Raw genomic sequence first — 19,243 nt, 5'->3', positions numbered from 1 at the left:
CTCTTGTTCTAAATGAGGGGATTCCATTTATATTATGTTTTCAGGGCGAATAGGAAGCTTGGCTTACCTAAAAACGGGCTTGTTTTAGGAATTGGACTTTATTAAAAAAGGATACCTATTCAGGTATCCTTTAAAGAAACATATTCAACAAAAGAGCAAAACCGAATGCAATAAATGATAACAATGTTTCCAGCACCGTCCACGTTTTAAACGTTTCTTTTACTGTCAAACCTAAATATTCTTTTACAAGCCAGAACCCTGCATCATTTACGTGAGAAAACATTAATGAACCTGCACCGGTTGCTATAACGAGCAATTCTAAATTCACACCAGACATGTGCTGAATAACTGGTGAAACAATTCCCGCTGCTGTCGTTAACGCTACTGTTGCTGAACCTGTTGCAATTCGAATTAATCCAGCTACCATGAAAGCTAATACAATTGGTGATAACGATATATGCTCTGCCATTTGCGCAATCGCTGTTCCAACGCCACTTTCAATTAATATTTGTTTAAATCCACCGCCTGCACCGATAATTAAAATAATGGAACCGACTGGTAATAAACTTTCATCCGTTAATTTTTTAATCATCTTTTTATTAATTCCTTGTCTTATCCCAAGTAAATAAAATGCTGCGAAACATGAAATAAGTAAAGCAATTACTGGGCTTCCGATAAATACAAAAAATTCAGTCATCTTTTTCGGTAATGAAATATATGGTGCAACGACTGATAAAATCATCAATACAACTGGTAATAAAATAATAAAGAATGAAACTTTACGACTCGGTAAATCAGTTGAGACAGTCGTAACTCGAATAAGCTCTGGTTCATTTTCAGGTATAACCCTTTTATGTACCCACTTTGCAAATATCGGTCCTGCGATAATAGCTGCTGGTAGCGCGATAAGTAATGAATATAAAAGTACCTTTCCTAAGTTCGCGTTATAAATACCGATTGCTGTCATCGCACCTGGATGCGGAGGCACTAGCCCGTGAACAATAGATAATCCAGCAATGACAGGTAACGCAATTAATAATATATTTTGCTTCGTCGTTTTTCGGATGGAAATAACGAGTGGTAATAAAATGACGATCCCCACTTCAAAAAATACTGGAATCCCTATAACAAATCCTGCAAATAACATAGCCCACGGTAGTTTCTTCACACCGAAAAATCGAATAAAGAAATCTGCCACTTGCATGCTGGCCCCTGAATCGGACATCATTTTTCCTAAAATTGTACCGAGAGCTAAAATACCAACTAAATGCCCTAGTACACTACCAACACCAGATTCATAGGCAGTCACTATCTTCGTTAAATTCAATCCAGACATGATAGCTAAAAATAAACTCGCAACTGTTAAACTAATAAATGCATGCCATTTCCACCATGATACCCCTAAAATAACAATCGCAATTGCAAGTAACGTGACGATTAATAAGTATATATCCATCTCGCATTCCCCTTACTTTATAAAAAAAGAGGGCAAATACCCTCTTTTTTATACGTCATAATTCACTACATAATGCTGCATTTCTGTATTGTAGTAGCCTTCGCTATATTCAATTACTTCGCCAACTTCATCGTAAGAATAACGCATACGTTTTAATAGCGCTGTCCCCTCTTTTTCACCTAACGCTTCTGCAACGAAACTAGACGCAAGTCCAACAGCGAATTCATCTCTGAAGTTTTCTAAATGAATGCCTCGGTCCTCGACTAAATCGTAAAGCGATTGTAAATCAAAATCCGATAAATCTGTACTTGCCATTTTCGCTGAGAAATAGTGCGTATAATGAATATACGGTGCATCATTTAACGTATATAAACGTTCAATACGAAAACTCTCTTTACCGAATAATTGAAATGGCACTGTTCCTTCTTCATTCTGAACGATTTCTGCTTTTAGCAATTTCTTCTGTACTTTATAGCCTTCTTCCACTAACACTTCAGTAAATTTCTTTCCCTTTGACAACTTTGTCGCAGAAGTGTTACGGATGACTTTCGTTCCTTTACCGCTTTTCTTTTCCAAATATCCTTCTTGAGCGAGTTCTTTAATCGCATTTCGCACTGTAATTTTGCTCACTTTGAACTCTTCTTCTAACTGTGGTTCGGAAGGAATATTTGTATGAATCGCATATACACCATGCAATATTCGATCACGAATAATATTTTTTATTTGTAAATATAATGGTCCTTTTTTTCTCGTTACGTTCACCGTTACACCCACTACCTTTCTACATCACCTACTGATGTCGTCATTGCCCGAAGTATATCCTTCTCTGATGACATTGGCGTATCACCGACGATTGTATGTGCAAGCATTCCAGCTGCTGACGCAAATGAAACAGCTTTCTCTGGTGCAAACTCTTCTATCTCGCCATGAATAATCCCGCTCGTATAAGCATCTCCAGCACCTATTCTATCATATACAGAAAACGTAAGTGTTTTTGCAAAAGTGAACGCACCATCTTTACATATAAATCCGCGAAGCGAGTGTGTATTATCGCTATTAATAGAGCGATGTGTACCAGCGATTGTAGCGATATGATATGTTTCAGCTGCCTTTGGAATAAGATCAACAAGTTGCGCCTCTCGCTCCGTCTTTTCTGTTTTCATTCCAAGAACAAACATCGCATCTTTTTCGTTCATCATAACGATATCAGCAAGAGCCAGCATTTCTTCATAATGTGGTTTCGCCTGCTCATACCCGTCTTCTCCCCAAAGAGATGGACGATAGTTGCAATCAAAGACGACAGTTCCTCCGTTTTCTTTCACTGCTTTCGCCAAAGATTTCATATGATGGCGCACCGTATCATTCATCGCAAGTGTAATGCCGCAAAAATGAACGATATCAATTTCCTTTGCGATTTCTTCAAATTGATACATTTCTTCACATGCCGTATTGAAGCTACTTTCTAATCGATTTGAATATGTAACGCGGCTTGCACGTGTACCAAATCCATTTTCTAAAAAGTACATACCGACATATTTGCCGCCTCTTGAAACAAGCGAGGTTTGCACACCTAACTTTTGAATGTAAGATAATGCCGCATCCCCAACCGAATTTTCCGGTAAAGTTGAAATAAGAAGCCCTTCATGCCCTAGATGAGAAAGTGCTGCTGCCACGTTCACACCTGTACCAGAAAATGAGTAATTTAATGTGTTTGCTTGCGACAACAATTCATATCCTGGTACTTGCAGGCGCATCATTACTTCGCCGAACGCTGCAATTTTCTTACGCATATTGATCAACTAACTTCTTCACGACTGCTAATAATTCACAAACATCTTCTGTTTTCGTATTGCCAGTTTCTTTATCAATAATAGAAGAGTACACGTGCGGGATAACTTGCTCTACGTTTGCTTCAAGCGCAATACGTACAATTGTTTCAAAGTTTTCCTTATCAATTCCGCCTGTTGGCTCTAATGCAAATCCTTCTTCCGCACAAGCTTTCGCAACTGCGCGATATTCTTCTTCATGAGCTAAACCTTTCATTGGGAAGTATTTCAATGAATTTCCGCCCATATCACGTACAAGTGCGATCGCTGTTTTAATTGGAACGATTGCTTTTTCTTCCCCTGCTGCACTAATTGGACCAGTAGAAATATTTACGTACCCTACTTTTCCTGTTGGTGATACTAAACTATTAATCCAGCTATCTTTTCCGCCAAGATTTGCACGTGTCGCTCCAACTGAAGGGAACACTTGGTTAATATGACTACCAGGATAATGCTTCGCAATTTCAGCTACAACTGCTGCTTGGCGATTATCTCCTGCTCCTAATCCAATTGATACAGCGTCATCAATTTCTTTTCCGTATGCTTTCATCGCTGTAACAGCTTCTTCTACTGTTGGATAATCTTTTGATAATACGCCTACTACTACATAACCTTCTGCTGCTTCAAAAATATCTTTCGCATTTTCTATATTGTTTGCTAATACATTTAATGCTACGCGGCCTTTATAAAAACGTTTTTGAATGTTTGTCATTTTAATTTCCCCCTACAATTTCTCTCAATTTTTCTTCAATCACATGTATGTCATCACCTTGAAGTGGACGTGGATCGATATCAAAGAATCCTTGTCTTACTCCGTAATCACGTGTGTAGATTGCAATTTCTCCTTCGCGTAATGCTGTCACAACGTCTTTTGCCGATTTATTTAACTCTTTTTCGTTAATATGAATACGTGCTCTAAAGATTGCTCTTCCCGCTTCATCTTGAACGATTGTTACATTTACACCGTTTAATTCTTTTAGCGGCATAAGTACTTGTAATAACTCTTTTTCTTGCTCACTCTTATCTTCTTTTACTCCGTACTCATCAAGTGCTTGAAGTAAACCAAAAGTTGTTTCTTTCCCAACTTTCATGCTTCTTCCAATGCAATGTAATTGCACTTTCAGCCACTCAATATATTTTCGTTTCCCGCCAACAATACCAGAAGTAGGCCCTTCAATTGCCTTTGAACCACTATAAATGGCAAGGTCTGCATACTTCACATATTTTTGAATATCTTCTTCAGCTGCCGCATCCACGATAAGTGGTACGTTATTTCTTTGCGCGACTTCCCATGCTTCTTCAACAGAAATCATATTTTTTTGCACGGCATGATGCGATTTCACATATAGAATCGCTGCTGTATTTTCACCAATTGCATCTTCAATATGCTCTGCTTTCCCTTCATTTGCGTAGCCAACTTCTACAAGTTTTCCTCCGCCTAAATAAATCATCGTTTCAACTGGAGCACCGTATTGAACGTTATGACCTTTTAACATGATCACTTCGTTTTTCGCGATTACCTCTTGATGAAGTCTTTCACTTTTACGACGATTTCCTTCAGTAACGATACCAGCGATAGAAAGCGCAATTCCGCTCGATGCTGAATTCACAACGACCGCTGCCTCTGAATCTAGAATTCTTGCAATATGGTCTCCTGCTTTATCTACTAAATCAGCAATTTCCACATAATTTTGTCCCCCATGTTTCATCGCATCCATAACTGTATCTGTCGGAGCAGATACACCTAAAATACTCATTCTACCACTCGCATTAATCACTCTTTTTAATCCGTACTTAGCATTCAATGAATGACCCATTAATTACAACCCCTTTCGTATCAATTCTTCTTTCAGCAATGCGCTGATCCCCTTCTGAATCTATTAACGTAACCTTCTCATCTTTCACCGTAAATAAAGTTAAGTTTGCAATATCTCCTTCTTGAATGCGGCCAAGCTCAGGTTTTTTCAGCCATTCTGCCGCATGTTTCGTAACCGCATCAATCACTTCTTCTAGCGGATAACCTAAGTAAAGGAATTTCGAAAGAACGTGAGCCATACTATACACGGGACCGTGCACGCGATTCTTCCGGTAAATATCTGTACTAATTGTATTAAAAGCAATATCGTGACGCTTTGCGGCCTCTGCTACTTTAAAAGAAAAACTGGCATTACCATGCCCAACATCTAAATGCACACCGCGATTCACTGCATCTAGTAACACAGGTAACGGTTTGCCTTCTTCATCAAATAAATTATTTTCTTTCCCGTTTAAATAATGTGTAATGACATCATCTTTTTCTAAAAGAGGTACAACTTCCTCAATGTGAGGAGGCGCTGAACCGATATGTACCATAATCGGTAATGATGTTTCGCGAGATAAAGAGCGCGCTATATGAAGCGGTTCAATTCCACTATCACAAACGACACTTTTACTCATTCTCGCTTTTAACCCAACGATTACATCTTTATAATTTTCTACTGCTTCTATTACTTTCTCTTTATCGATCCATTCCATATTGGATAATTCATCAATTCGTTTCAAACCGATGCGAGAAATATTTAAAAAGGCAAATAAATTCGTTTTTGCCTGCTCTCTACTTTTTACTAAATCTGCAATGCGATCAGCACCGCAACTACCCGCATCAACAATTGTCGTTACCCCTTGCTTAACGCCAATTTCATCAACCTCATCGCCATACGGATCAAACTCTGGAAAAGCGTGAACATGCAAATCAATCCAACCACTCGATACGTAAGTACCAGAGTAATCAAGAACCTTTCCACCCTCACCAACACCAGCTTTCGTCACCTGTGCGATTTTATTATTTTCAATTACAATGTCAATCTCTTCCCCGTTCACACGTTTCACATTACGTAGTACGAATCGTTCTGTCATTGTACTTCCACCCTTTTCTATAAGAAGCCGTAAGAATGCGCTTACATTAAAGTTTCATTTTATGTCTCTTTCACACGTTTAGCGTAACATAAAAAAAGGAAGAAGTAAATATAACGTTATAATGTTTAAAAGTAAATCAAAAGATGCTCCTCCAAAATGCTAATAGTATAGGAATTTATATCAACGATTCGACAAGGAATATCGATTTACAGACAAGAAACGTCAATTCCTTTCTTATATAAGAAAAGGCTGTCCCAAATGGCACAGCCTTTTTCTCTATTCCTGAACCGTCACAATAACCCCATCCATATTGTTCCCGGAAATTGCATACTGCTTATTTGCTGGAACATTCACTTTCATATTCCCAGAAACTTTATAATAAGAAACAGTATATTTCTTACCTTCTACTTCAGTTGAAATCTCTTTTTCCTCTTTTAAGAACTCTAAATATTCCTCTAGTGTGAAATTCTTTTTTTGCATAATTGCGCTATGAGGTAGGCCGACATAACGGATATGCCATGGCTCATATTGAATTCCAGTAATGTTACTTTTATTTTTCGGATAACGTAATATAAAGCCATGCTTCCATACGTTCTCTTCAATCCATTTTCCTTCAGGCGCTTTCTCCATTTTCTTTTGAGTAGACCCAATGTCCAGTGATAATCCTAAATTATGTTCACTGTATCCTGCTGGAAGTGCATAATCAGATCCCATTTTTTCATATAACTGTTTTTGCTCTTCGAAATCTCTATAGCCACTACTAATCAAAAAATGGTTAATACTTTCTTTTCCAGCCGCATCGACAACGTTCAAAAACTTTTTCACAACATCCTTTGATAAACGAAGATTTCTATCAAATATTACATAGCCTCTCACTAATTCACTATTATGATTTACATTTATAATATCAGACCTAATACTATCTTTTTTTACTGGATAATCCCTGTTAACTAATAATAAATCGCCCTTATAAATTTGTTCCTTCGTAATCTCTTTCCTCTCGTTGTTTGCCGCCTTTACTAGCTCATCTTTTCCGACAATTTTAACATCGATTTCCTTTTGAAATAACGGTGATATATAAACGCCTACACATACTGTGCATGCTATAAAAAAAGAAATAAATACCCACTTTTTCATTTCTATTTCCTCCTTAACGTAACTTACATATAGAATAGAAAAAACTATTAAAATAAAAAGTGGGGTAAAGTTTAAATTTTTATTAAATTGTTACATTCTCGTCTTTTGGCAATCGTACTTCAAATATCGTTCTAACTACATTGCTTTCAGCAGAAATCGTACCGTTATGCTGCTCGACAATATTTTTAGCAATGAATAATCCAAGTCCCGTCCCGCCACGGTTCTCTGACCTTGCTTTATCACCTGTATAAAACATATCAAAAAGATACGGTAAATCTTCTTCCGGAATGCTATCTCCGTAATTCATAATTTGTACGACAACTTCTCCATTATCAACATACCCATTCATATCAACAAATTGCCCATCATATCCGTAACGTACGGCATTTGTTAACAAGTTTTCAAATACTCTAGCTAGCAATTTTCCATCACCGTGCATCGGTAAATGAGGATCCACATTCAATCTTGCTTCTAAATGATGTTTTTCTAATAACGGATACAATTCCTCCTCTAGCTGTATAAGCAACTCACTTATATCAATCGGCTTTTTATCCAGCTTTAGCATGCCATAATTCATACGTGTAATTTCGAATAGCTCATCAATTAAACTTTCCAGTCTTTGCGATTTTGTATATGCAATTGTGGAGAAATGTTTAATTTGTTCTTTTGTTAAATTTTCATCTTTAAGAATTAAATCTAAATATCCTAACACGGATGTTAACGGTGTTCTTAAATCATGAGCTAAATTCACAACGAGCTGATCTTTACTACTTTCAGCAAAATCTCCTCTTTCCACCGCTTCTTTTAACTTTTCACTCGCAACATTTATTTCATGTGCGATATCTCCAAACTCATCGTTTGATGAAATGCGCACTTCATTTGAAAAATCTCCGTTCGCCAAATGATGAATCCCGCTTGAAATCTCATCAAAGTATTTTAAGTATGGTTTAGTAAGGAAGAAGAAAAACATAATGGATAGCGGGATGAAAAGAATTAAAAAGAAATTAACATCCCCAATTTGTTTTATCATGAACCGCACTTGCGCTAACGGATCCTCATAACGAACGACTAATTTGTAATAAATCCGTAACCCTTGATAAATGATATACGTTACGCCACCAGCAAATATCATACTTAACGCAAATAGCATAACCATCTTCGAACGAAAACTTCTCATCTTTTTAGACATTGAAAGTATACCCTACTCCCCACACTGTTTTTATTAACTTGTCCTTTCTTTTATCTTCTCCAAGTTTTTTCCTCAATGTACGAATATGTACCATAACTGTATTTCCGCCTTCATAATAATCATCCGCCCATACTTGCTGAAAAATATTTTCCACATTGTACACTTTCTTCGGATGGCTCGCTAATAAATATAAAATATCAAACTCTTTCGGTGTTAATTCAACTTGTTCTCCGTACACATTTACCGTTCTTCGCTCCGGATCAATAACAACTCCGCCTACCTCTAAAGCTGATTTATTCTCCGCTACTTTCGGCTGATTTAACGTAAGAAATCGGCGTAATTGTGCATTTACACGTGCAACTAATTCAATCGGTGTAAAAGGCTTCGTCATATAATCATCTGCGCCTAATACTAAACCTGTCACCTTATCAAAATCAGACGTTTTCGCACTTAAGAAAATGATTGGCATATGATGCTTCGCACGAATTTGGCGCGTCACTTCATACCCATCCATTTTCGGCATCATAATATCTAAAACCACTAAGTCGATTGGCTGCGTTTCAATAACATGAATTGCCTCTTCTCCATCAGCTGCTTTCACGACGTGGTACCCTTCTTTTTCTAAATGTATCTCAATTAAATCAGCAATTTCTGCCTCATCATCCGCTATTAAAATTGAAATGCGCTTCATTTTACTCCCCCTTTACCCCGCTATTTGCGGGCAGTAAGACTCCCACCTCAAAATTCGGGTGAATCAAAGAAGTTAGGTGGAAGATCAACTGCCCATAAAAGCCCGATTGGTTCAACTAATAATCAGTGGGGATGCCCCCACTGATTAAAGTTTCACTTTATACGCTCGATTGTAAACTAGTCTATCCAATTTGTACAATAAGAAAAGGCTACTCACGGGAGTAACCTTAGTAAATAAAATTATATCGACCGTAACTCAAATTATATTAGCGATTATTGAAATATATCGACTTACCGACAATTAACGACGAAATTCGCCCGCTATTTTAAAGACTCAATTTACCGCTCCAAAGCAAGCCGCTGCTTCGTAATCTCCGCCAGCCTTCCGCGATCTACTTCATACTCAGCTTCAACACTTTGCGGCACCATCACTTTCCCGCTCTCAAGCATCACTTCCGGCGAAATAATATCCCTCTCCCAGTGCCTACTAGAAGCAGATATATCACCTGGAATCGTAAAGTTCGGCAGTGAAGCAAGGGCAACATTTTGCGCTCGTGAAATCCCCATCTCCACCATACCGCCGCACCAAACTGGTATGTTATGCTCCATGCAATAATTATGGATTTGAACCGATTCTGTTAATCCGCCCACTCGCCCTGGTTTAATGTTCACAATTTGGCAGCTACCAAGGGTAATCGCAACGCGTACATCTTCTAAACTATGAATACTTTCATCTAAACAAATCGGCGTTTCAATTTTCTTTTGCAACTCCGCGTGATCAAGAAAATCATAATCGGCTAACGGTTGTTCAATCATCATTAATTGGAATTCATCTAGTCGTTTCAGCCTCTCCGTATCCCCTAATGTATATGCTGAATTTGCATCTGCCATTAGCGGGATATGCGGAAACTCTTTTCGAATCTCTTTCAATAATTCGTAATCATGCTCTGGCTTTATTTTCACTTTAAAACGCTCGTATCCTTCTTCTGCATACTTCTCGATTTGTTTTAACATAACTGGAATCGTATTAAGGCCAATTACAACGCCGACTTCAATTTCATGACTAGTTCCGGCAAGTACTGTCGCTAGCGATTTCTTTTGGCGCTTCGCATATAAATCCCAAACAGCCCCCTCTATTCCGGCCTTTGCCATTCGGTTTCTCTTTATATGTTGGAACAAACCAGGTACTTCATTCGGATGAGAAATCTCCGCCTTTAATAAATCCGGTAATAAAAAATCTTGAAGTACATGTAGCGCTGTCTTCACTGTTTCTTCCGTGTACCACGGTTCAGAAAACGCAACGACTTCGCCAAATCCAATGTATCCGTCCGTATCTTCTAATTCAATGACGATACTTTCACGCTTTTCATACGTCCCGTAGCTTGCAGCAAACGGGATTACGAGTGGCATTTCCGTTATATGTAGCGTCGCTTTTTTTATTTCCACCTACATCTCCTCCACTAATTGTCTTAACTCTCGTCTTAACAATTTTTTCGAAGCGTTTCGTGGTAATTCCTCTAAGAAACATGCTTTTTTCGGCACTTTATATTTCGCTAATTTCTCCTCGCAAAAATGAAGAATTTCTTCTTCTGTTACTTCTCCATTTTTTACAACAAAAGCAGCCGGTACTTGTCCCCATTTATCGTCAGTCATCCCGACCACACCTGCTTCCGCAACCATCGGATGAGAAAGCAACACTTCTTCAATTTGAGCCGGATATATATTCTCTCCGCCAGAAATAATTAAATCACTGCGTCGATCTAATACGTATAAAAATCCTTCTTCGTCTAAATAACCGAGGTCACCAGTATGAAGCCATCCGTTTTGAATTGTTTCGCGCGTCGCATCTTCGCGGTTAAAATAACCGCCTGTTACGTTTGGTCCTTTTACTACGATCTCACCTTCCGCAAATGGCGACACTACTACGCCATCTTTTTCAATACGGAGTTGGCACTGAAATAGTGGTTTTCCGGCTGATCCTACTTTCGTTAACATGTAATCAGCTGATAACGTACAAATTTGTGAAGACGTTTCTGTCATACCGTACGTTTGATATACAGGAATTCCTTTATCTACACACGTTTCTAATAGTGGTTTCGGCGCTGGTCCTCCACCAAGTAACATGCATCTTAAAGAAGATGGGTATGTCCCTTCTCCAAGTCTCTCTAATAAATCAGTCAACATTTTAGAAACGACAGAAATAATCGTAACGCCTCTCGTTTGAAGTGCTTTATGAATAAAATCAGCATCATATTTCGGAACGAGTAAAATGCGCATGCCATACATAATATTTTTCATTAAAAGAGATAGCCCGCCAACGTGGAACATCGGCATACAAGCTAACCAGCAATCGTCATCACGAAGGCCTAAGTTAAGCGCAGAGCCAACCGCACTTGACCAGTGATTCCCGTACGTTAAAATAACGCCTTTCGGTTTCCCTGTCGTCCCAGACGTATAAATAATTGTCATCGCTTCTTCTAAAGAAAACTCTTCTTGTATAGAGGCTTCCTCTTTTGGTCCATTCATCACTTCGGCGAATGAATATACAGGAATATCTTTAGCCTCAAAATCTTGATCCGTCACTAAACAAATAACTTCAGCATCATCCATTTGCCAAAGTAGCTCTTCTCTTGAAAGACGCGTATTTAAAAGCACAGCTACTGCACCTACGTAAGATAGGGCGTGAATAACTGTAATCATCTCCATACCATTTTTCATCAGAACAGCCACCTTTTGCCCACGCTTCACTCCAACATGCGTGAGGTGTTCACAAACAGATACTACTTTTTCATGCAGCTGCATAAAAGTAACTTTCTCTTCCTCTATTTCAATTGCAGTGCGATCTGGTGTTAAAAATGCACGTTGCATTAACCAATTTGGCATCGTCTCCATCATTCATTCTCCTTTCATGAAAGAAAGAGACTTGATATGACATCAAGTCTCTTAGTTGTTTTGTTTCCGGTTAATCTCATCTAGTTACAGCGGTTAGAACAGTCGGTCGTTTCACGCCTTCCTACGAGGCAAAAAGCGCCTCTACGTCAGAAGCTCCATCCCCCTCACATTCTGAACGAGCTACTTTCGCTTTTGGTTACATCTAGCTGCGCCTCCTAGCCCCTTCCGTCTAAGAACCTTCCGCACGAGAAAGTAAAAAACACTTTCTGTGCGAAAGAACCTTAGCCAGCGGGGCTAAGCAGTCGGCTCCGCTTTTGGTTTGATCACGGGAAACGAGGGAATTGACCGAAGTCCGGACTGCGTTTTTCTTTGAATGCGTCGCGACCTTCTTTTGCTTCGTCAGTTGTGTAGTACAATAACGTTGCATCTCCAGCTAGTTGTTGAATACCAGCTAGACCGTCTGTGTCTGCGTTGAATGCAGCTTTTAGGAAGCGAAGTGCCATTGGGCTGTTTGCTAAAATTTCTTCTGCCCATTGTACTGTTTCTGCTTCAAGTTGTTCTAATGGTACTACTGTGTTTACTAAGCCCATATCAAGCGCTTCTTGTGCGTTATATTGGCGGCATAGGTACCAAATTTCGCGAGCTTTCTTGTGTCCTACCATACGAGCTAAGTAACCAGCTCCGTATCCACCGTCAAAGCTTCCTACTTTAGGACCTGTTTGTCCAAATACAGCATTGTCTGCAGCGATTGTTAAATCACATACGATATGAAGTACGTGTCCTCCACCGATTGCATAACCTGCTACCATTGCGATAACTGGTTTAGGAATTGCGCGAATTAGACGTTGTAAATCTAATACATTTAAACGAGGGATTTGGTCGTCACCTACATATCCACCATGACCGCGAACTTTTTGGTCGCCGCCAGAACAGAATGCACGTCCACCTTCACCTGTTAAAATGATAACGCCAACATTTGCATCATCACGAGCATGTGCAAAAGCGTCGATTAACTCCATTACCGTTTTAGGACGGAATGCGTTATGTACTTCAGGGCGGTTAATCGAAATCTTTGCGATACCATTGTATGTTGAATAAATAATATCTTCGTAATTGCCTTCTTTTACCCATTCAATAGCCATTACAACTACCTCCTTGTATATTTCTGATCTCCTCTATAAGTGTAACTTCATTCTTAACTGAAAAAAGCATCACTGCATAGTTTTTAGAAATCCCTTTACTATTGTATCAAACTTTTCCGGTTGTTCCACATGAATTGCATGGCCAGCACCATCAATTTTGACAAATTTCGCGTCAGAGACGCATTTTTCGATGTTTTTTAATATGCGAAAGAACTTTTCATCATGCTCCCCGTTCATTAAAAGAACAGGCATTTTTAAGTTTTGCAGCTCATTCCACCAAGAAGGCTGAGCCCCTGTTCCCATGCCGCGCAAGCTATTTGCGAGCCCTTTTGGATTGTTAGCAAGTCTTTCTTTTCGCACTGCTTCTTGTACGTTTTGTTCTAAACTTTTTTGCCTTTCAAATAGCGGAATATTTTCCCACATTGTTACAAAACTTTCGATGCCTTCTCGCTCAATTTTGTGAGCAAGTCGCTCATCTTTTTCACAGCGTTCTTCCCGCTCATCTTCCCTTTCAAGCCCAGCTGTACAATTTTCTAATAAAAGAGAATGTACATATTCTGGATATAGACATGCCATCGTAATTGCCAGTCTACCGCCCATTGAATAGCCGAGTATGTGCGCTTTTTCAATATGAAGATAATCTAGTAGTTCTTTCATTTGCAATGCTACATTTCGAATATCATAATGCGTCACATCTTCAGGGCTTTCTGTTTTTCCGTGCCCAACAATGTCTACTAAAATGACTTGAAATTGCTCGCTCCAAGAAGGAACGAAAGAACGCCACGTTTCCATGCTTCCCGTAAAACCATGAAGAAGTAGAAGTGGTTCCCCGCTTCCGACTACTTCATATTCATACGATACACCTTGCAGTGTTACGTTCATTTTGATTCACCTTGCAACGATGCAGTAATTACGTCCTGCGTTTTTGCCCATAATTTACGATGCAATGTTAAGTTTTCATCACGGTTCGTACAAATTTCTACAACGTGTAAACCTTCCGCCCTTGTTCCTTTTTGTACCTCTTCTCGGAATTGCTCCCAACCATTTACACGACTAAATGAACCGCCATACATTTTGATAACATGTTCATAATCAAGCCCAATCGGTGTTCCAAATAACGATTCGAAGTGTTCCTTTTTCTCATATTGTGGTAAGAATGAGAAAATACCGCCACCATCATTATTTACAACGACAATCGTTATATTTAATTCGTGTAATTTTGCTGCTAACAGTCCATTTAAATCGTGATAAAATGATAAATCACCAATCACTAATACAAGTGGGTCACAAATAACGCTCGCTCCTAGAGCTGTCGAAATGATTCCATCAATACCATTTACACCGCGGTTTGCCATCACATGGATGTTTTTATCCGATGTGAAGAAGAATGAGTCTGTATCACGAATTGGCATACTATTGCTCGCAAATAATGTTGCGTCTTCTGGTAATACGCGCACAATATCTGTAATAACCTTTCCTTCAAATGCAGTTTCATATGTTTCCATTTCACGAAGCGTTTCCTTCGTTTTTTCGTTTATATGTTGCCACATTCGGAACCAATCATTCTTTTTCATAACTGGCATTTTTTCTATTAATGCCTTGCAGAATTCAATGTCACTTGCTTGCACAACTTCTGTCGCAACAAGAGCTGGGTCTCTCCATTGTCCTGATTCATCGACAACGATATGAACTGCTTTCGTTTGTTTTTTTATGAACTGCGTTAACGATTTAGAAACAGGCATACCACCAAAGCGAATTAAAACATCCGGTTTCCATGTTTCTTTTAACTGTTCATTTCGTAAAAATGTATCATAACAGTCAATTACCATCGTTTTATCGTGGTGTCCGCTACGAATATTAGAAAGTGGGTCTGCTAATATAGGATAGCCAGTTTTTTCAGCTAATTCTACCGCAAACATTGCGATTTCTGCATGACTATCATCTCCACAAATAATAAGCCCCTTTTCCATATGTGAAAGGCGCCCTACAAGAGAATCTACATATTCACTCGGCATCACCGCGTTTCCTTGTTGAACTACTCCTGTATATTCACTACGCCCTTTATCCCATAAGCTTTCTAGTGAGAAATCAGGTATAAGTGGCTCGCGAACTGGAAAATTAAGATGAACAGGACCCTGCGGCGCTAAACAAGCATTTGCTATCGTGCGCTGCGTCGTCATACGAGCATAATGATACATCGTTTCACTTGCTTCTGGCAGTGCCATCTCTGTAAATTGTTTCACAAAAGTACCGTATAAATTAAATTGATTCATCGCTTGTGGTGCACCGACATCTCTTAATTCATGCGGTCTATCCGCTGTTAAGACGATAAGCGGCACTCGTGAATGGAAAGCTTCACATACAGCTGGATAGTAGTTCGCTGCTGCCGTTCCTGACGTACATAATAATGCAACCGGACGTTTTTTCGCTTTTGCGATACCGAGCGCAAAAAATCCTGCAGATCTTTCATCTACATGTAAATATGTGTTCATTCCTTCGTGTTGTTCCATTAGTAGAGCAATCGGCGTTGACCGTGAGCCTGGACTAATGACAACATCACATACATTTAGACGCGTCAGTTCATCCACGAACGCGCCTAAATAATATGATAATGCTTCTATATGATTGTTCATTTCATTAATTCCTCCAAAGCACCAAGCATCGGTCTAAACTTCAAACTTGTTTCTTCATATTCAAGTTGCGGTACTGAATCAATTACAATCCCGCAACCGGCAAATAAGGATGCCTTCTCGCCATTTAATAATCCGCAGCGAAGTGCAACCGCAAATTCACCATTTCCTTCATCATCTATCCAGCCAATCGGTGCACCATATAATCCTCTATCTAGCAATTCAACATCACGAATTAATTTCATCGCTTCTAAACGAGGTGTCCCGCCAAGAGCTGGTGTTGGATGTAATTCTTCTACCATCGTTAAAAGACTCGCATCGCCTTTTGCCTCTACAGGCGTATATAAATGAATTAAATTTTTCGTTGTTAATAAACCTGGACTTTCTGGAATATTAACGTATTCGCAGTGCTCATTTAATACCGACCTGATCATGTTCACAACATAACCGTGTTCAGCTAAATTCTTTTCATCATGAAGAAGCGCATCACTATTTCGCTTACTTTCTTCTATAGATTGACCATGACCAGTTGAACCAGCAAGACACATTGAAGTAAACTTCTCATCTTCTTTGCGAATTAATCTCTCTGGCGTCGCTCCTAAGAAGCATGCTCCTTTATAATCAAAAGAAAATACGTAACAATCCGGTTGCCCAATGCGAAGTGCTTCTAAAACAAGCGCAGAATCAATATGATGATCCATCTCTACTTTTAGCTCCCTCGCTAATACAACCTTCTGCACGTTCCCCTGCTTCATCTCATCTTGCACTTTCTCAATAGCCTTCATCCAGCCTTTCGGATCCACTTCTACTTTAGAAGTAACTGTTAATTTCGATCCTTGTAGTGCACATTTACTCTTCTCAAAAATTTTCTCTTCTAAAGAAACAATTTCGTTATAAAGAGTTTCTGCACAATCTGTTGCTGAAACGAATGTATTCATTGTTAACCATGCTTTTTCATTTTTTAAAGTTAATAAAAATGCTGGTAGTGAAAATGTCGTATCATCAAATTCTTTCCATAAATCTGTTTTCTCTTTTTCTTGGTCAAATGAAAACCCGCCAAATAAAAGAGGACCTGTTCCAAATTCGTATTTTTCCCTTTGTACAAATGCTTTCTCTTTTACTTTATCCCACTCGTCACGAGCAGTTTGAAAGCGTTTGTGAGAAGCAGTTGCTATAGTGAAAACAGAACCAATTCCAGCAAATATTACATGCTGAGCTGGGTCTGCAAAATAACATCTATTTTCGAATGCAATCCTTTTTCCTGCTGCATAAAACAGAAGCGGATCCATCCAGTCTATTTGTTTTACGAAGCTCACCAATATTTTTTCATCAGTTGCACGCTTAATGGCCGCACTTAGAACTTCTTGCAAGCCTATTTGTTTCGTTTGAATCACAATTGTCTCCCCCCTATGGGCGAAAAATAGTCATAATTACGCTTGATTTTAAGATACACCTCAAACGAAAGGCCTGTCAACGTTTAGCATTTCTGAGAAATTCACCTTCTCTTCCTAGAAAATAAACGTTGACACTAAATGATGCTTTTTCTACACTTAGTTGTGTACAATATGTGACCAAAGGAGGATTCAACATGGAAATGAACGTCAAAACGAATTCCTCTCCTACGGCGCCAAAGCCAAGTAAGCAAACAGGCTGGCGCATTTGGTGGAGTTTACTACGTCCCCATACATTAACAGCAGCTTTCGTTCCTGTTTTCATCGGAACAGCCTATGCAATGCAGGTCGGAGGTATAAATCAAATACATCTCCCTCTTTTCCTTATAATGCTTCTTGCTTGTCTTCTCATTCAGGCAGCAACAAACATGTTTAATGAATACTTTGATTATAAAAGAGGGCTCGATCACGAAGGTTCAGTCGGTATCGGCGGCGCTATCGTTCGCGATGGCATTCAGCCAAAAACAGTGCTTAACTTAGCATTTGGATTTTTCGGCATCGCAATACTATTAGGTGTTTATATTTGTATGAATTCTAGCTGGTGGCTTGCTGCAATCGGTCTTGTTTGTATGGCCGTTGCTTACCTTTATACAGGCGGCCCACTTCCCATTGCGTATACACCATTTGGAGAGTTAACAGCCGGATTGTTTATGGGTGTCATTATTATCGGGATTTCATTCTTTATTCAAACTGGGGCTGTAACATCGGAAGTCATTTTACTATCTATTCCAAGCTCCATTTTAATTGGTGCCATTTTACTAGCGAATAACATCCGTGACTTAGATGGCGATAAAGAAAACGGTCGTAAAACGTTAGCCATTCTCGTTGGACGTGAAAGAGCCGTTGGTGTACTCGCTTCTATGTTCATCGTTTCCTATATTTGGACAATTGCTTTAATTATCGTGGGCATCGTATCACCATGGATGCTTATCGTATTTTTAAGTGCACCGAAAGCATTTAAAGCGACGAAAGGCTTTATCGGCAAAAGCATTCCAATGGAAATGGTACCTGCGATGATAGCAACAGCAAAAACAAACACAATCTTCGGTCTCCTCATGGGAATCGGATTATTACTTGGATATTTCCTTTAAAAGGAGCTGCTAATGCGGCTCCTTTTTCATATACCAATTTCAGCTCATAATTCCTCCTCGCAACGCTCATACTATGTAAAGAAACTGAATTGTAGGAAGGTGGACGACTATGTTAACTCCACAACAAATAAATCAATTTAAATCCGTTTTAGAAAAGCAAAAACAAGAACTAGAGCAAACGATACAAACACATGAAAATGAAGATCGTGCATCTGAACGTGATTCCGTTGGGGAATTATCTAGCTACGATAATCATCCAGCTGATATGGCAACAGAGCTATATGAACGTGAAAAAGACTTCGGGCTTATTGAACTTTGGCATAAACAACTAGCGGATACGAAACATGCCCTGCAAAAAATAGAAGCAGGTACGTACGGCATTTGCGAAGTGTCTGGCGAAGAAATTCCATTTGAAAGATTGGAAGCAATGCCGACTGCTACAACATGCATCCAGCACGCGACAAATAAGTTAAATATGAATACACGACCAGTTGAAGAAGAAGTGTTATCCCCTTCTTTTCACAAGCATGATGAGGATCATTCTGTTGAGTACGATGCGGAAGATGCGTGGCAAGATGTCGCAAATTACGGAACGTCTGAAACACCGTCCGATTTAGAAAGACAAGATTCAAAAAACTATAATGGCATGTACGTGAATAGTGAAGAAAACGTAGGCTACGTGGAGGATTTTGAAAACTTTATCGGTACGGATATGTACGGGAAAAACCCACAAGTTTTCGCTACAGAAGAGCATGAAGAATATGAACAAATGCTTGATGATTTTGAAGAACGTACCTTCAAAGGTGAATTATCTTCAAATGAGTCGAGCTCCAAAGAATAAAAA

Annotated in this window: 17 protein-coding genes; 2 read left to right on the top strand and 15 right to left on the bottom strand. The window is 39.1% G+C overall.

The features are described 5' to 3' along the window. Positions 1 to 130 precede the first annotated feature (130 nt). From gntP to CGQ22_RS00205, 15 genes are all read right to left on the bottom strand, one after another. The gene (gene gntP, locus CGQ22_RS00285; protein ID WP_000356163.1) at positions 131 to 1,456 is read right to left on the bottom strand and encodes a gluconate permease GntP; all 1,326 of its coding nucleotides are present in this window, start codon (positions 1,454 to 1,456) and stop codon (positions 131 to 133) included. A gap of 48 nt (positions 1,457 to 1,504) precedes the next feature. Beyond that, positions 1,505 to 2,230, bottom strand: coding sequence for a GntR family transcriptional regulator (locus CGQ22_RS00280; protein WP_061884699.1), 726 nt, complete (start codon positions 2,228 to 2,230; stop codon positions 1,505 to 1,507). Further along, entirely contained in the window at positions 2,230 to 3,246 is a 1,017-nt protein-coding gene (locus tag CGQ22_RS00275) for a sugar kinase (RefSeq protein WP_001227506.1), read from the bottom strand. Before CGQ22_RS00275 ends, CGQ22_RS00280 begins: the two co-directional genes overlap by 1 nt. Further along, complete coding sequence (gene dagF / locus CGQ22_RS00270; protein WP_000181912.1) at positions 3,239 to 3,994, bottom strand: 2-dehydro-3-deoxy-phosphogluconate aldolase; 756 nt, start codon at positions 3,992 to 3,994, stop codon at positions 3,239 to 3,241. The genes CGQ22_RS00275 and dagF overlap by 8 nt, the downstream gene beginning before the upstream one ends. A 1-nt stretch (position 3,995) precedes the next feature. Beyond that, entirely contained in the window at positions 3,996 to 5,099 is a 1,104-nt protein-coding gene (locus CGQ22_RS00265) for a DgaE family pyridoxal phosphate-dependent ammonia lyase (RefSeq protein WP_000510103.1), read from the bottom strand. Further along, positions 5,077 to 6,177: an amidohydrolase/deacetylase family metallohydrolase gene (locus tag CGQ22_RS00260; RefSeq protein ID WP_000139977.1), complete on the bottom strand. Its 1,101-nt coding sequence runs from the start codon at positions 6,175 to 6,177 to the stop codon at positions 5,077 to 5,079. The genes CGQ22_RS00265 and CGQ22_RS00260 overlap by 23 nt, the downstream gene beginning before the upstream one ends. 276 nt (positions 6,178 to 6,453) lie before the next feature. Beyond that, positions 6,454 to 7,314 (bottom strand): D-Ala-D-Ala carboxypeptidase VanY, encoded by an 861-nt coding sequence (locus CGQ22_RS00255; protein ID WP_000759397.1) that lies wholly within the window; start codon positions 7,312 to 7,314, stop codon positions 6,454 to 6,456. An 82-nt stretch (positions 7,315 to 7,396) separates the two neighbouring features. Next, on the bottom strand, positions 7,397 to 8,503 hold the full coding sequence (locus CGQ22_RS00250) for a HAMP domain-containing sensor histidine kinase (protein ID WP_000038803.1): 1,107 nt from the start codon (positions 8,501 to 8,503) through the stop codon (positions 7,397 to 7,399). Further along, positions 8,496 to 9,194: a response regulator transcription factor gene (locus tag CGQ22_RS00245; protein WP_000822499.1), complete on the bottom strand. Its 699-nt coding sequence runs from the start codon at positions 9,192 to 9,194 to the stop codon at positions 8,496 to 8,498. The genes CGQ22_RS00250 and CGQ22_RS00245 overlap by 8 nt, the downstream gene beginning before the upstream one ends. A gap of 338 nt (positions 9,195 to 9,532) precedes the next feature. Continuing rightward, the gene (gene menC, locus CGQ22_RS00235; RefSeq protein WP_000403287.1) at positions 9,533 to 10,639 is read right to left on the bottom strand and encodes an o-succinylbenzoate synthase; all 1,107 of its coding nucleotides are present in this window, start codon (positions 10,637 to 10,639) and stop codon (positions 9,533 to 9,535) included. After that, complete coding sequence (locus CGQ22_RS00230) at positions 10,640 to 12,085, bottom strand: o-succinylbenzoate--CoA ligase (RefSeq protein ID WP_000449586.1); 1,446 nt, start codon at positions 12,083 to 12,085, stop codon at positions 10,640 to 10,642. It lies immediately after the preceding gene. 323 nt (positions 12,086 to 12,408) lie between these two features. Next, positions 12,409 to 13,227, bottom strand: a complete 819-nt coding sequence (gene menB, locus CGQ22_RS00220; protein WP_000963875.1) for a 1,4-dihydroxy-2-naphthoyl-CoA synthase — start codon at positions 13,225 to 13,227, stop codon at positions 12,409 to 12,411. 69 nt (positions 13,228 to 13,296) lie between these two features. Continuing rightward, positions 13,297 to 14,109, bottom strand: a complete 813-nt coding sequence (gene menH / locus CGQ22_RS00215; protein ID WP_001103374.1) for a 2-succinyl-6-hydroxy-2,4-cyclohexadiene-1-carboxylate synthase — start codon at positions 14,107 to 14,109, stop codon at positions 13,297 to 13,299. Beyond that, positions 14,106 to 15,860: a 2-succinyl-5-enolpyruvyl-6-hydroxy-3-cyclohexene-1-carboxylic-acid synthase gene (gene menD, locus CGQ22_RS00210; RefSeq protein ID WP_089148180.1), complete on the bottom strand. Its 1,755-nt coding sequence runs from the start codon at positions 15,858 to 15,860 to the stop codon at positions 14,106 to 14,108. Before menD ends, menH begins: the two co-directional genes overlap by 4 nt. After that, positions 15,857 to 17,251, bottom strand: a complete 1,395-nt coding sequence (locus tag CGQ22_RS00205; RefSeq protein WP_089148179.1) for an isochorismate synthase — start codon at positions 17,249 to 17,251, stop codon at positions 15,857 to 15,859. The genes menD and CGQ22_RS00205 overlap by 4 nt, the downstream gene beginning before the upstream one ends. Positions 17,252 to 17,445: 194 nt before the next feature. On the opposite strand from CGQ22_RS00205, the gene CGQ22_RS00200 reads away from it, so the two are divergent. Both CGQ22_RS00200 and CGQ22_RS00195 read left to right on the top strand, forming a co-directional pair. Further along, on the top strand, positions 17,446 to 18,399 hold the full coding sequence (locus CGQ22_RS00200) for a 1,4-dihydroxy-2-naphthoate polyprenyltransferase (RefSeq protein ID WP_000425763.1): 954 nt from the start codon (positions 17,446 to 17,448) through the stop codon (positions 18,397 to 18,399). 109 nt (positions 18,400 to 18,508) lie between these two features. Further along, positions 18,509 to 19,240: a yteA family sporulation protein gene (locus CGQ22_RS00195; protein ID WP_000957367.1), complete on the top strand. Its 732-nt coding sequence runs from the start codon at positions 18,509 to 18,511 to the stop codon at positions 19,238 to 19,240. Positions 19,241 to 19,243 lie beyond the last annotated feature (3 nt).

The sequence above is a fragment of the Bacillus sp. M13(2017) genome (assembly GCF_002218325.1).
GTDB lineage: Bacteria > Bacillota > Bacilli > Bacillales > Bacillaceae_G > Bacillus_A > Bacillus_A thuringiensis_K.
The sequence above is the reverse complement of the archived record's forward strand: the minus strand, read 5'-3'. Positions and strand labels throughout refer to the sequence as shown.

Coding starts and splice junctions, on each gene's coding strand:
- CGQ22_RS00230 (WP_000449586.1), bottom strand. CDS start 12,085: ATGGAGACGATGCCAAATTGGTTAATGCAACGTGCATTTTTAACACCA.
- CGQ22_RS00265 (WP_000510103.1), bottom strand. CDS start 5,099: ATGGGTCATTCATTGAATGCTAAGTACGGATTAAAAAGAGTGATTAAT.
- CGQ22_RS00255 (WP_000759397.1), bottom strand. CDS start 7,314: ATGAAAAAGTGGGTATTTATTTCTTTTTTTATAGCATGCACAGTATGT.
- CGQ22_RS00200 (WP_000425763.1), top strand. CDS start 17,446: ATGGAAATGAACGTCAAAACGAATTCCTCTCCTACGGCGCCAAAGCCA.
- CGQ22_RS00245 (WP_000822499.1), bottom strand. CDS start 9,194: ATGAAGCGCATTTCAATTTTAATAGCGGATGATGAGGCAGAAATTGCT.
- dagF (WP_000181912.1), bottom strand. CDS start 3,994: ATGACAAACATTCAAAAACGTTTTTATAAAGGCCGCGTAGCATTAAAT.
- CGQ22_RS00250 (WP_000038803.1), bottom strand. CDS start 8,503: ATGTCTAAAAAGATGAGAAGTTTTCGTTCGAAGATGGTTATGCTATTT.
- menD (WP_089148180.1), bottom strand. CDS start 15,860: ATGAACAATCATATAGAAGCATTATCATATTATTTAGGCGCGTTCGTG.
- menB (WP_000963875.1), bottom strand. CDS start 13,227: ATGGCTATTGAATGGGTAAAAGAAGGCAATTACGAAGATATTATTTAT.
- CGQ22_RS00195 (WP_000957367.1), top strand. CDS start 18,509: ATGTTAACTCCACAACAAATAAATCAATTTAAATCCGTTTTAGAAAAG.
- menH (WP_001103374.1), bottom strand. CDS start 14,109: ATGAACGTAACACTGCAAGGTGTATCGTATGAATATGAAGTAGTCGGA.
- gntP (WP_000356163.1), bottom strand. CDS start 1,456: ATGGATATATACTTATTAATCGTCACGTTACTTGCAATTGCGATTGTT.
- CGQ22_RS00275 (WP_001227506.1), bottom strand. CDS start 3,246: ATGCGTAAGAAAATTGCAGCGTTCGGCGAAGTAATGATGCGCCTGCAA.
- CGQ22_RS00260 (WP_000139977.1), bottom strand. CDS start 6,177: ATGACAGAACGATTCGTACTACGTAATGTGAAACGTGTGAACGGGGAA.